Annotated in this window: 8 protein-coding genes; 6 read left to right on the forward strand and 2 right to left on the reverse strand. The window is 45.6% G+C overall.

Annotated features, from left to right (window positions below; genetic code table 11):
* Positions 1 to 2: 2 nt before the first annotated feature.
* From HMPREF1536_RS17585 to HMPREF1536_RS17610, 6 genes are all read left to right on the forward strand, one after another.
* Positions 3 to 335 carry a DNA-directed RNA polymerase subunit omega gene (locus tag HMPREF1536_RS17585; protein ID WP_028726748.1) on the forward strand — a complete coding sequence of 111 codons (333 nt, stop codon included), beginning with the start codon at positions 3 to 5 and terminating at the stop codon, positions 333 to 335.
* A 76-nt stretch (positions 336 to 411) separates the two neighbouring features.
* Entirely contained in the window at positions 412 to 873 is a 462-nt protein-coding gene (locus HMPREF1536_RS17590; RefSeq protein WP_028726747.1) for a DUF4293 domain-containing protein, read from the forward strand.
* Between the two features lie 367 nt (positions 874 to 1,240).
* Positions 1,241 to 4,549 carry a SusC/RagA family TonB-linked outer membrane protein gene (locus HMPREF1536_RS17595; RefSeq protein WP_028726746.1) on the forward strand — a complete coding sequence of 1,103 codons (3,309 nt, stop codon included), beginning with the start codon at positions 1,241 to 1,243 and terminating at the stop codon, positions 4,547 to 4,549.
* A 13-nt stretch (positions 4,550 to 4,562) separates the two neighbouring features.
* Positions 4,563 to 6,608: a RagB/SusD family nutrient uptake outer membrane protein gene (locus HMPREF1536_RS17600; RefSeq protein ID WP_028726745.1), complete on the forward strand. Its 2,046-nt coding sequence runs from the start codon at positions 4,563 to 4,565 to the stop codon at positions 6,606 to 6,608.
* A gap of 145 nt (positions 6,609 to 6,753) precedes the next feature.
* A complete protein-coding gene (locus tag HMPREF1536_RS17605; RefSeq protein WP_028726744.1) occupies positions 6,754 to 7,191 on the forward strand; it encodes a hypothetical protein in 438 nt (145 codons plus the stop codon).
* A gap of 117 nt (positions 7,192 to 7,308) precedes the next feature.
* A complete protein-coding gene (locus tag HMPREF1536_RS17610) occupies positions 7,309 to 7,758 on the forward strand; it encodes an HU family DNA-binding protein (protein WP_028726743.1) in 450 nt (149 codons plus the stop codon).
* A 345-nt stretch (positions 7,759 to 8,103) separates the two neighbouring features.
* Here the strand turns inward: HMPREF1536_RS17610 and HMPREF1536_RS17615 are convergent, their stop codons facing one another.
* Together HMPREF1536_RS17615 and HMPREF1536_RS17620 are read right to left on the reverse strand one after the other, a co-directional pair.
* Positions 8,104 to 11,211 carry a glycoside hydrolase family 2 TIM barrel-domain containing protein gene (locus HMPREF1536_RS17615; protein WP_028726742.1) on the reverse strand — a complete coding sequence of 1,036 codons (3,108 nt, stop codon included), beginning with the start codon at positions 11,209 to 11,211 and terminating at the stop codon, positions 8,104 to 8,106.
* 25 nt (positions 11,212 to 11,236) lie between these two features.
* The gene (locus HMPREF1536_RS17620) at positions 11,237 to 13,552 is read right to left on the reverse strand and encodes a glycoside hydrolase family 20 protein (protein WP_028726741.1); all 2,316 of its coding nucleotides are present in this window, start codon (positions 13,550 to 13,552) and stop codon (positions 11,237 to 11,239) included.
* Positions 13,553 to 13,844: the final 292 nt, after the last annotated feature.

Below are 13,844 nucleotides of genomic sequence, written 5' to 3' on the forward strand. Positions count from 1 at the left end.
AAATGGATTACAGAAAGTCTAACGCCCCTTCGAATACGGTTACCCGTGACATGATGAAGTTATCGTCCGACACGGGAAATGTGTATGAAACAGTAATGATCATTGGTAAACGGGCTAACCAGATTGGTGTTGAAATGAAGCAAGACCTGGAAAAGAAACTTCAGGAGTTTGCTTCTTATAACGATAACCTGGAAGAAGTTTTCGAAAACAGAGAGCAGATCGAGATCTCCCGTTATTATGAAAAACTTCCGAAGCCGACATTGATCGCTGCTCAGGAGTATGAAGAAGGTAAGGTTTATTATAAGAACCCTGCTAAGGAAAAGAATAATTTCTAAGAAGAAATATTGTTTAAAACATGAAAAGGCTGACCCTGATAGAGTCGGCCTTTCCATTTAAAACGAACTAATAACCATGTTACAAAGAATACAGACAGTTTACTTACTTATCATCGTGGCCTTGATGGTCGCTACGTTATTTTTACCGTTGGCCATGTTTCAGGCTGGCGACCAGTTTTACTCTTTCGATGCGACAGGCATCAGCACCATCGCTGCAACGCCCGAGCTGGTCTATCCGACCTGGGGACTTTTTGCCCTGACGGCTGTGATCTCTATCCTGGCATTGGTTACCATCTTCCTGTTTAAGAAACGTATGTTGCAGATCCGCCTTTGTATCTTTAACGGGATACTGATGCTGGGTTTCTACGGCCTTTTCGCTTTCTTCGTATGGGTATTGAAAGACCAGTTGAACGATGCCGCACTGAGTGTGAAGATCGCCCTCTCTTTCCCGCTGATCAGCTTGATCCTGGATTATCTGGCCATCCGTAATATCGGAGCCGACGAAGCATTGGTGCGTTCGCTGGATCGTTTGAGATAAGATAAGAGATATTGTCCGTAGCGGACAGAAAAAGTTATATATAAGCGCAGTCATGTAGTAAATACATGGTTGCGCTTTTTTATTTGTTAACCTAGTCCGGATTTAACCGTAAACACTCCAAATATATCCTGTACCTCTGTCTAACGCTTGTTGTTCAGTCGATTTAATAAATAACGAAAATACTTTAGACGATTTCAAACATTTAATGCCCCTCGTATTAGTTCTTTTGCTGTGTGAAATAAACAAAAAATTGCCTATGATTTAAAAACGAAAACAAGCGTTGAACAAAAGGGAAAACCACCCTTTAAATTAAAAGAGAGAAAAGTTACCTAGAAGAAAAAAACTTAAAGAAAAAATGACATTAAACATGAATAGAGAGAATTTCCGGGGAATGAAAAACTGGAATGTGGCCTTCGCCCTTCTTTTTTTATTCTCTGCCGCTCCATCGAAAGCGGACACAGGAAAAGGTTCGATTGCCTTGAATCCTACTATTAAAGAAAGTGCCGGCATGCCGGTCAGCCAACAAAGTGAACGTATCATTAAAGGTGTTGTAAAAGATGCTACAGGTGAAACGGTGATTGGAGCCAACGTTTCTGTTGTTGGTTCAACTAATGGTACAGTAACCGATATAGACGGCAACTTCTCATTGAAAGTACCGGCAGGGGCTACCCTGAAAATATCCTTTATCGGTTATAAAGATGTAAACGTAAAAGTCACCAACCAACAATCGCTGAATATCGTTCTGGAAGACGATTCACAAGCATTGGACGAAGTGGTAGTCGTTGGTTTCGGTTCACAGAAAAGAGTGAACTTAACCGGAGCTGTAAGTACAGTAAAGGCAGAAGCACTCGAAGCACGTCCTGTAACCAATGTTAGCCAAGCATTACAGGGTGTTGTACCGGGTTTGAACTTTAGTGTGCCCATTGGCGGTGGAGAGTTAGATAATAATATGAAGTTCAATATCCGTGGTGTCGGATCAATCGGCTCTGGTTCAAAAGCCGAACCGTTAGTATTGATTGATGGTATGGAGGGGGATATGAATGCTCTTAACCCTCAGGATATTGAAAACATATCAGTATTGAAGGATGCGGCGGCTTCATCTATTTACGGGTCGCGTGCTCCGTTCGGTGTTATCTTGATTACAACTAAGTCTGGTAAAGAAGGACGTGTAAGTGTAAATTACAATAATAATATCCGTTTTTCCGATCCGACTAAGGTTCCTAATATGATGAACTCTTATGACTTTGCCCGATATTTTAATGAAGCATCCGGTAATGGCGGTGGTAGCGGTATATTCGGACAGGAAGTAATGGATCGTATTATCGCTTACCAAAAGGGAGAAATTACAGATGGAACTGTTGCTAATAACAGTGGTAACTGGCAGGAATATGGCGGTGCTAATGCCAATACAGACTGGTTTCAGGAACATTATCGCCATTGGACTCCTTCCCATGAACATAATATTAGTGTAAATGGCGGTTCTGAGAAAATTAAATACATGTTGTCTGGCAACTTTATGGATGAACGTGGTTTGTTGAAACATTCGGATGATAGTTTTAAGCGCTATTCAATGAATGCTAAAATCAATGCTACACTGACAAAGTTCTTGACTGTGAATTACACTTCACGTTGGATCCGTAACGATTATGACAAATCCTATTATCAGAACGGATTATTCTTCCATAATCTGGCTCGTCGCTGGCCGAGTATTCCAGTGACTGATCCGAATGGACACTATATGGAAGGTAGTGAAATTATCCAGTTGGAAGATGGCGGTCGAGACAAGACGCAAAAGGACGATTTCACTCAGCAACTTCAGATGATAATAGAGCCTGTCAAAAACTGGCGTATTACGGTAGAAGGAAACATGAAGACGGTCGAAACATTCAGAAATTATAATGTTCCTTTGGTTTACAGGTATAACGATAGAAATGAACCTGTTCCTATGAAATTTGACGAAGGCCATTATGCAGGTGTTACCGAAGCTTATGAATCAGCAAACAAACGTAATTTTTATACGGTCAATGCGTTTACCGATTATACTTACGAAACAAAAAGCGGTCATTATATTAAAGGTATGGTTGGTTTTAACTCAGAGTTAAATCGTTACAGAGGCATTTCTGCCTCACGAAAAGGTTTGATTACGGGTGATGTTCCTTCTTTGCCGACAGCTGTAGACGATATGCAGAATAACGGTGAAATAAATGAATGGGCTACTGCTGGTTTCTTCGGACGTATCAACTACAACTATAAGGAACGCTATTTGGCTGAAGTGAATTTGCGTTACGACGGAACTTCCCGCTTTATCGGCGACCAGCGCTGGGGAGTTTTCCCTTCGTTCTCTTTAGGTTGGAATGTTGCCAAAGAAGATTTCTGGGGTGATTTGAACCAATATGTAAGTACATTGAAGCTGAGAGGATCCTGGGGTGAATTAGGTAATCAGAATACTACCAGTTTGTATCCTTTCTATCCGAATATGGACATCAAAACCAAAGACGGAGAATGGTTGGTGAACGGACAAAAACCGACAACAGCTGTCATGCCGGGTATGGTCAGTGATATGTTGACCTGGGAACGGGTTCGTTCGTGGAACGTTGGCGTCGATTTTGGTGCATTAAATAATCGTTTGACCGGATCGTTTGATTACTTCAACCGTAAAACACTCGATATGGTAGGTCCGGCTCCTGAACTTCCTGTTATTCTAGGAGCTGATGTTCCTAAGATCAATAATGCAGATATGGAATCTTACGGTTTTGAACTGGAAGTATCCTGGAGAGATCGCATTGGTAATGTAAATTACGGTATCAAGGGTGTATTATCGGATGCTCGCCAGAAAGTGACACGTTATCCGAATGCAACAGACGATTTTTCTAACTGGTATGCCGGAAAGATGAGTGGTGAAATTTGGGGATATACCACTATTGGTATTGCTAAATCACAGCAGGAAATGGATGCCTATCTGGCTACTTTACCTAATGGCGGACAAGATGCGATAGGATCCGGTTGGGGAGCTGGTGATATTATGTATGCCGACTTGAATGGCGATGGAAAGATTGATGGTGGTGCTGGTTTGCTGTCAGACAGCGGTGATAAGTCCATTATCGGAAATAGTACACCTCGTTATAATTATGGTATTACATTGGATGCAGAATGGAAAGGTATAGATATCAGCATGTTTTTCCAGGGCATAGGCAAACGTGAAGTGGAAGTGGGTGGTCCTTATTTCTGGGGAGCTGTAAGTAATGAATGGCAGTCTGCCGGTTTCGACGAACATTGGGATTTCTTCCGTGAAGAAGGTAACTCGTTGGGTGCAAATCTAGATGCTTATTATCCCAAGCCCATATTTAATAGTAATAGTTTGATTGCAGATCGTAACCATCAGACACAAACCCGTTATTTGCAAAACGGAGCTTATCTTCGTATGAAGAATATCCAATTGGGTTATACATTCCCGAAAAAATGGATGAATACTATAAAGATTCAATCTTTGCGTGTGTATGTTTCCGGTGATAACTTGCTGACATTTACTAAAATGGCTAAAATGTTCGACCCCGAAACGGTGGATGGACGTGAATGGTGGGACACCGATACAAATCAATCTTCTAAAACCGGTAACAACGGTAAGGTATATCCGCTATCAAAGGTTATTTCTTTTGGTATAAACGTTAACTTCTAAATAGAATATAGAGATGAAATATATAAAGAATAATATCATAATTGCGTGTATGGCGGTCGGTATGTTGTCGTTGGGAGCATGTAATGACTTCCTTGACAGAGAACCGCTTGATAAAGTAACAGCAGAATCTTATTTGAAAAGTGAAGGTGATCTGGCTGCATTCGCTATCAAGCAATACGAAATACTCCCAAATGTAGTCAATCAGTATAGCGTAGGACCTATTGGATTAGGTGATGACCATACGGATAACCAGGCGAAAGCCAATGGTGAGTTGAAATATTGGCAACCCGGTCAATGGCGTGTAAGAGAAAAAGAAGAAAAAGAAGAATTGAAGGATCAGGAGTGGAGCTTTTACCGGATCAGAGCTTTTAACTTTTTCTTCCAACAGGTTTTACCGAAATATGAAGCTGGGGAGATTCAAGGAGTGAAAGCTAATATTGACCAGTATATCGGTGAAGTTTATTTTCTGAGAGCTTACGAATATTTCAAGCGTTTGAAAATGTTCGGCGATTTTCCAATCGTAACCGATGTGTTGGTTGATGAAAGGGAAATGTTGGTGGCTGCCAGCCAGCGCCAGCCGCGTAATAAAGTGGCACGTTTTATCCTTGAAGATTTGGACAAGGCTATCGGTCTGTTGAGCAACGATATAGGTAATAAAAACCGTATCACTCGCGATGCTGCATTATTATTCAAGTCGAGAGTGGCTCTGTATGAAGCCAGCTTCGAAACTTATCATCGCGGAACTCCCCGTGTTCCTGGAGAAGCCGGATGGCCAGGTGCTATGATGGAGTATAATAGTGGTTTTTCAATCGATCTGAATCAGGAAATAACCTTCTTTACCGATCAGGCAATGGCAGCTGCTAAAGAGGTGGCCGATAAGATTACGCTAACTTCCAATTCAGGTCAGAATACTCCCAATACAGGTCAGACTGCAGGTTGGAATCCTTATTTCGAAATGTTCGCCGCAATGGACATGAGTAGCTATAGCGAAGTGATTATGTGGCATAGCTTTGATGCAGGAGTAAATGTGGGTAATGCTATTATGAAATATGCATTGACAAGCGGTAGTAATACCGGATTGACCCGTGGATTTGTGGAATCTTTCTTAATGAAAAACGGTTTGCCTATTTATGCAAGTGGATCAAATTACTCAAAGATCGATTCGACATTAGATTTGGTGAAGAAAGACCGCGACGGCCGTTTGCAGTTGTTTCTGGCCAGTGAACATTCTATCCGTTCTGTATATACGGATGCAGATACTAGTAAATATCTGGGAGTACCTAATATAATTGATATAACAGAGCAGCGTAAAGTTACAGGATATACAGCTCTGAAAGGAGTGAACTATTCGTATGATGCCGACAATTTGCCGAGCGGAACATCTGAAGAAAGTGGTGCAATCATTTTCCGTGGAGTAGAAGCTTATTTGAATTATATCGAAGCATCTTGCCTGAAAAATGGTGGTAATTCGATTGACGGAACAGCACGTAGCTATTGGAAAGCGATACGCGAACGTGCCGGCGTTGATACGGATATCGACAAGACGATTGCTGCGACCAATTTGAGCATGGAGAACGACTGGGGTGTCTATTCAGGTGGTGTAGCTGTCTCTTCCATCATGTATAATATTCGTCGTGAACGCCGTTGCGAATTTATGTGGGAAGGTATGCGTTGGGATGACTTGATCCGTTGGCGTGCGCTTGACCAGGTGAAGGACTATATTATCGAAGGATGTAATTTCTGGGATAATATGTATAAAGCAGAAAGATTCTTTGACAAAGCTGCCAACGAATCTAAATTGGTTCCGGCAGGTACTCCTGGTAAGGTTGCCAATGTGTCGAGCAAAGAAAAGAGCGGAAAATACCTTCGCCCTTATCAGGTTGTAGAAAACAACAATGGTCTCTACAACGGTTACAACTGGATGAAGGCTAATTATCTGCATCCGATCTGTATTACACACTTGCGCATTTCTGCTAATGATCAGAATAATGTTACAACATCACCGATCTATCAGAATCCTTACTGGCCGATCGAACCGAATCAGTCGCAATTAGAATAATTCCATAGGTTTAGTCATCAACATAAAGTGATGTGGAAAGGTTTCCTCCTCTGTGAAGAGGGGGAGCCTTTAAAAAATACCTATTGAACTATATGATATGATTTTGTTTAATTATTCAGTATCAAACTTTTAAAAATTGAATGTTATGAAAAAGACAAAAGTTTTAATGTTATTACTTTCTTTCTTTGTATGTGGTGTTTGCTTTGCAACTCCGCAGAATATGGAAGAAGTAACGGATGGTAATAATTCCAGTGTAGCAAGTACAACTTATAAAGTTAGTTTTATTGAGAGATCTACAACTGGACAAGATGTTTCAGTAGCAGGACCTTTTTATATGGCTTCGTATAAAGATGATACCGGTTCACATGATTTTAACCATGATGGAATTGCAGATGTAGGGGCTAATGGGGTTGTATCGTTTTATACATATAAGGAGTCTAGTCAGACTGTTGTTCAAATTCTTGTCGATAATGGTCGTGTAACCTATGTACTTGGTACTTCTGGCGGTACTTATACACTTCCTCCGATTACATCGAATACAACGATCACTATTATTTATCAATTAGGTAGCGGAGGAAATTGATTTTTTACTCTTGGTTTATGTTCCACATTCTTTCGACATTGGTTCAAATGTCGTGCTTGAATGCCTTCTCATTTTGAAATACTATGTATTTTAGTTATAACTTTAAATTTATTTATCATGGCAATATTAATTAGAGCAATCCAGCGTGCTAATCCACGGGATAAGGATGCTCCGAAGAAATGGTATGCCGTTCAGAACTCCACCGGATTGGTCCCGGAAACGAAAGTGGCTGAACTCATTTCCGACGAGACGACTCTGAATCCGTCGGAAGCGTTGATGTCTATCCGCCAACTCCGGAAGATAATCGAACGTTTGATGGCAGACGGGCATAGTGTAAAACTCGGTGACTGGGGTACGTTTTCTCCATCCGTTAACAGCAAGGGCAAGGATAAGAAAGAAGATCTGAAGGCTACGGATATTAATGCTGTAAATATTAATTTCCAGCCCGGTGAAGAATTAAAGGCTGCTATGCAAAAAGTGGACTTTATATGGATCGACAAACTAATTGAAGGTAAGACGAATACTGGCGGCGGTTCAGGAGAAGATGATCGTCCGGTTATTGAATAATACTTATTTTCTGAATGAAAAAGACTCCTCTTCGGGTTTTCCGGAGGGGATTTTTTTATCTCTTTTAGTAAGATGAAGAAGTCATTTCCGAAACATGAAGAAACAAACTCCGAAACTTGAAGAAGTTTGTTCTGAAACATGAAGAAGTTTTTTTCGGGACTTGAAGAAGTCGGCTTTGTGAGATGAAGAAGTTTGCTTCGTGAGATGAAGAAGTTTGCTTCGTGAGATGAAGAGGTCGGCGCTGTGAGATGAAGAAGTCAGCACCATGTGATGAAGGACTTATATAAAGAAGAGCCGGAAGTAACATTTACTCCCGGCTCTTCCGGTATCTGTCGGAATATAGGATTATTCCACCGGCTGAATAACAAACTCAAACGTTGTCTTTTCTACCGGAACCAGATATTGCGGCAATACACCCGGGCCGCAGGTAGCTGTACCTACGCCTGCCTGCTCGGCGTCCAGATGGACGGTGACTATACCGCTTCTTCGCAGTTGGTTTATATGTGTGGAGGCGTCTATATTGCTGTCGCTGAAGGGAACCAGGCTGAACTGCCACGGACGGGCGGCGGTGACATGCAAGCCGCTACCCGATTCATTCGTGATCGTTGCCCAACGCATATCCGTACGGTTTCCGGTGGATTGCGGTTTCACGTAGTAGTGGAACATCCGTTCGGCATCCGTATGGTCGATGGCGATACGGCCACTCTGGATACGGTCGACATACGTCTCGCCGGTACGTCCCAGGTAGGAAGCCTGCGCATATTCAGCAGGCATTTCAAACGTCAGGCCGATACGCGCCAACGATTTGACGATGGACGTGTCGGGGGTGAAGGTTGTTGCTATCACTACTGTGCCGTCGGGGTTGAATCTATAGTCCTGCGTGGCTGTCCCTACTGTTTCGCCTTTGTCATTCAGTAGTGCTACCGTTGCCTGTACACTGTTTTTGCCTGTCCGGAAAGTTTTTGCCTGCTGGGTCAGTTTGTCCAGGCCGGCGGCTTTCCAGAGACGGGCACCGTTACGGTCGCGGTTGTCGTTGTCGGTGATCGGACGGTAAAGGCTGACGGTGACAGGGGTCGAAAGTAATTCCTTACCGTCGAGTTGGTAGGATGTCATGGCACCTGTCTCCGGGGAGAACGAGATACTCACGCGATCGTTTCCGAATGTGTTGCCGGATTGTTTCAGGGCAGAGGCTTTCAGCGACGGTTGTTTCGGCCGGTAGTTTTTGTTGGCTGTCAGCACGAACTGGTCGTATGCCACTTCATGGGTGACGGGGATGAAAGGGCGAGCCTGTTTAGGCGTCCAGCTCAGGTTGAGGAATACCTCTTTGCAATCCTTCGGCAAGGACGTTTTGCCGAGTGTCAGCGTCGTTGTTTCGTGGGGGAGACAGTCGACGGATTCCGTTCCCTGACGGATGATGCGGCCGTCGTCGGTTAGTAGTTGCCAGTTCAGCGAGTATTCGTTTAGGTTGCTGAAATCGTACCAGTTCTTGATGGAAAGCGTCAGCATACGTTCGTCTGTCAGCTTTGCTTTGATGTATTGGTATACCTTCTTCACTTCGTTCAGATGCGGGTGAGGGATGCGGTCGGCACCGATCAGGCCGTTGCAACAGAAGTTGTCGAAGCTGGGGATATCTTTGGGGCCGTAGTCGCCGCCGTATGACCAGAACCAGTTGCCGTCTTTGTCGATCTCGCGGAACGACTGGTCTACCCAGTCCCAGACGCAACCGCCCTGTGCCATCGGTTCGTTCTCGAATACATCCCAGTATTCTTTCAGTCCGCCGACGCTGTTACCCATTGCATGGACATATTCGCAGAGGATGAAAGGACGGTAAATTTGCGGTTCCTTCTGGTTCAGGTATTCTTTGATAACATCTACGCTGCGGTACATGCGGCAGTAGATGTCGGTGTTGTAGTTCTGTTCGGCACGCTCGTACTGAACGGGGCGTGTTTTCTCGACCGACTTCAGCCAGTCGTAGGTACGTTCGAAATTGATACCGTTACCCGCTTCGTTGCCCAGCGACCAGATTACGATGCAAGGATGATTCTTGGAACGTTCGTACATCCGGCGAGTGCGATCCATATGGGCAGGCAGCCAGGTCGAGTCTTTCGCCAGCGACTCGGGGCCGTAACCCATGCCGTGCGATTCGATATTGGCTTCGTCGATCATATAAAGGCCGTATTCGTCGCAAAGCTCGTACCACAACGGGTCGGTGGGGTAGTGGGAGTTGCGTACGGTGTTGATGTTATGCTGCTTCATCAGTTCGATATCTTTCAACATGAGTTCGCGGCTGACGGTACGACCCCGTTGTGAATGTTCGTGGCGGTTGGTACCTTTCACCAGTGTAGGTACGCCGTTCACGCAGAAACGTCCGTCTTTGATCTCCGAAGTGCGGAAGCCTACACGTCCTCCGGTAATTTCCGTTTCTTTTCCGTTCCCGTCTTTCAAGGTGAGGAGCAAGGTGTACAGGTTCGGATGTTCCGCACTCCAGGCTTTTACGCCGGGGATAGTTGCCTCTTTAAATGCGATCCGGTTGTTGTCTCCTGCGGGGACTTTCATTTCTTCTTTCAGGACGATTGCGCCATCGGCATCTTTCAGCTGGTAGGCGATACGGGCTTCCGGGTCGGAGGAACCGGCAATTTGTACATCGAGGTGGAAGATACCGTCTTTGTAGGTATGCTTGTCGAGTGTGGAGAGCACTTTGTAGTCGGCGATATACTGTTTAGGGGTACTGTACAGGTAGACGCTGCGTTCGATACCGCTTAGGCGCCACATATCCTGGCATTCGAGGTAGGAGCCGGAACTCCAGCGGTAGACCTCCAGCGCAACGGTATTTTCACCCGCTTGCAGCTTGTCGGTGATATCCCATTCGGCCGGGGTTTTAGAACTCTGGTTGTAACCGATCTTTTCACCGTTCACCCATATATAATAGAAGGAGATAACGCCTTCGCAGCAGATTACTACGCGGCGGCCGTCCCACTCGGCCGGAACGGTGAAGGTGCGGCGGTAGGAACCGACTTCGTTTTCGGCATAAGGTACGAGCGGGGGATTCTTCTTGAAGTTGAACATCGGGTCGTCGAACTCATACGTTTCGTTTACGTAGATGGCTGTTCCGTATCCCTGCCGTTCCCAGTTGCCGGGGACGTTGATGTCGGCCCATCCTCCGGTATAGAAGGAAGGTTTGTAGAAGTCTTTCGGACGATTGTCCGGGTTCTTTGTCCAGTGGAATTTCCATTTCCCGTTGAGGCTCCGGTACCAGGGCGACGATTCATGATCGCGGGCAGATACGGCTTGTTCGTTTCCGAAAGGCCAGACGTAAGCGTGAGGTTCCAGTTTGTTCTGTCCGATTGCGTACTGGCTTTGCCATTCGGGCTGGTTGTTGTCTGTTGCGCCTGAAGCAGCCTGGGTGGTTCCCAGGCAGATCAGAGCAAAAATAGATAACAGAGTTTTCTTCATGTATTTATAGAATTAATATGTTTCATTATTTCACTATTATTTCATCAATATAGACCCAGGTACCCTGTCCGGGACGGGTATGGCCTTCGGGGCATTTGCCGGGGTTTTTCAGGTCTACTTTCAGGTAACGACCGGAAGTCTTCAGGTTGTCGAATAGCTGGTCTTCGATGCGGATGCCTTCGCGGAATATCTGTTCCGGTGTGAAGCTGCGTTCTGCTATCGACGTGAATGTCTTGTTATCGTTGGAGACGGACACCGTTATTTTCGCCGGGATATGCGCCCCCATTCCGTAGTTGGTGATGCAGCCGAGTGTTATCTGTTGTATGTCCGTTTCTTTTCCCAGGTCTACCGTGAAGCCGGCATCCGTATCGTACCAGCCGCACCATTCGAAATCAGACTGTTTGTCGCTGCCACGGAGTCCGTTTGTCAGGCGGTAGGTTTGTCCGTTGCTGTCCGTTACCGGGCGTGCGGTCGCTTTGTTCCAGTGCAGCGGTAAGGTCAGTGTTTGGCCTTTCTGTTCGCCGTTGGCAAAGGTGGCGGCTTTGATCGTCAGGTCGTTTGTGATAACCAGTGAATCCTGGTAGAGGGCAGAGGTGGCCTGCGGTTCGCTGCCGTCTGTCGTGTAGCGCACTTCCATGTCCGGACGGATGCAGGTGAGGGCTACTTTCAGGGTGTCGTTGTCTCCCGTCACCAGGTGGTCGAGGTTGAACATCGAACGGGCATAATTCACTCCCATATAGTCGTAATGGCAAGCCAGTTTATCCAACCGTTTGAGGAAGCCGGGCCAGTCTTTGGCGTCTTTTCCCGACCAGGCGATTTCTGCCAAGGCAGCCAGGCGGGGGAAGAGAAGGTATTCGACATCGTTGGCCGAGGTACAGAATTCAGTCCACATACAGCCCTGTACGCCCATCAGGTTTTCAGCCACCTTCGGATCCCAGTCCGGTTGTACCGGCTCGTATTTATAAACGTTTTCCAACGTGTTGTTGCCGAAATAAGTACGCGGTTCGAACCATTGCGGGCCCTGGTAACGGATCAGGTAGAGTACGCGGGCAGGTGTCATGATGAAACGGTGTCCCAGTTGTCCGGCCTTGTATCCGGCGGTACCGAGTCCCTGCCAGCCGAGGATGATCGCGTCGTCGGGTATTTTGCTGTTGGTTAGTTCGTCCCAGCCGATCACCTGCCGGCCTTTACTTTTCACGTAGTCGGCCATGCGGTTCATAAAATACCCCTGTAACTCTTCGATGTCCGTAAAGCCTTCCGCTTTCATACGGGCCTGGCAGAGCGGGCATATTTTCCAGTATCTCTTGGATGCTTCGTCGCCTCCCAAATTGATGTATTGCGAGGGGAAGAGAGCCATCACTTCGTCGAGTACATCCTGAAGGAAAGAGAAAACCTTGTCGTTGCCGGCGCAGTAGACGATCTCAGCCGCATGCCCTCCCATACCGGGTATGACGCGGATAGGGTCTTTCACCACCGGGCAGGCCAGTTCGGGGAAAGCCGCCAGCGATGAGTTGGTATGTGCCGGCATCTCTATTTCGGGGATGATCTCGACTTGCCGTGCATGGGCGTAGGCGATGATCTCTTTCATATCTTCCTGTGTGTAGAAACCGCCTACAGGTGTCGGTTCGCCGGCTTTTGCGTTTTTGCGTTGGGAGAAGTCCTTTTCGCGTTCCACACGCCAGGCACCTATTTCCGTCAGCTGCGGATATTTCTTTATTTCCAGACGCCATCCGTTGTCGTCCACCAGATGCAGGTGGAGTTTGTTCAACTTCAACATTGACATGCAATCGATAATTTTGACCACATTCTCTTTGGGGATAAAACAACGGGACACGTCCAACAGCAGGCCGCGATATGGGAAACGAGGGCTGTCCTGAAGGGTCAGTGCCGGTACGTTCCATTGAACATTGAGTACCTGTTCCTTACTTTCTATAGTGGAGGGTAGAAGTTGGCGGATAGACTGTGTGGCATAGAAAAAACCGCCGTTGTCTGCTGCTTTAACAGAGATCAGGGAAGGGGTTATTTCCATTTTGTAGCTTTCGGCCGCCAGCGTCGTATCTGTGGAGAAAACGATAGAGGCGGAAGTGTCGGATGCCCCTATTCTTACAGTAGGAGTGAATCCTGCGGAGGTCGTGAACAAGTTGGCTAACAATTCGGCAACAGGTTGTTGTTCCTGGTTCTCCACCTGGATCACGGTGTGTTTGCTGAATGCGAAATGGCCGTTGCCGGATGTCTGCTGTTCCGGTTGTGGGATGATGTTTATTTCTGACGAACCGGAGGTTGTGCATCCGGTAGCAAGCCAGATAAAAAAGAAAAAGAATAAGAGCTTGTCTTTTTTCATTTGATATATTGTTGTGTTAACATTTCCTTGTTATGTTTCCTGGTATCTAGCTGCAAATTTAGAGGTATGCGCTGGTGGAGATGTCCGGTATTGTACAAAAATGTTCAATATTTGTCCAGAATAAGGGGATAAGCTTGTTTTTTAGGCGTTTCAGGGTGGGTGTTTAGTTCCGCAAGAACTCATGCCATTTGATAATAGACAAAGATATAAAAAGATTTATTTACACAAAGAGACTTTTCTTAGTCTTTATAAGACAGGCTATTATTTCATGTCTCTATTCCGTTGTAATTAA

This window comes from Parabacteroides gordonii MS-1 = DSM 23371, from assembly GCF_000969825.1.
Taxonomy (GTDB): domain Bacteria; phylum Bacteroidota; class Bacteroidia; order Bacteroidales; family Tannerellaceae; genus Parabacteroides; species Parabacteroides gordonii.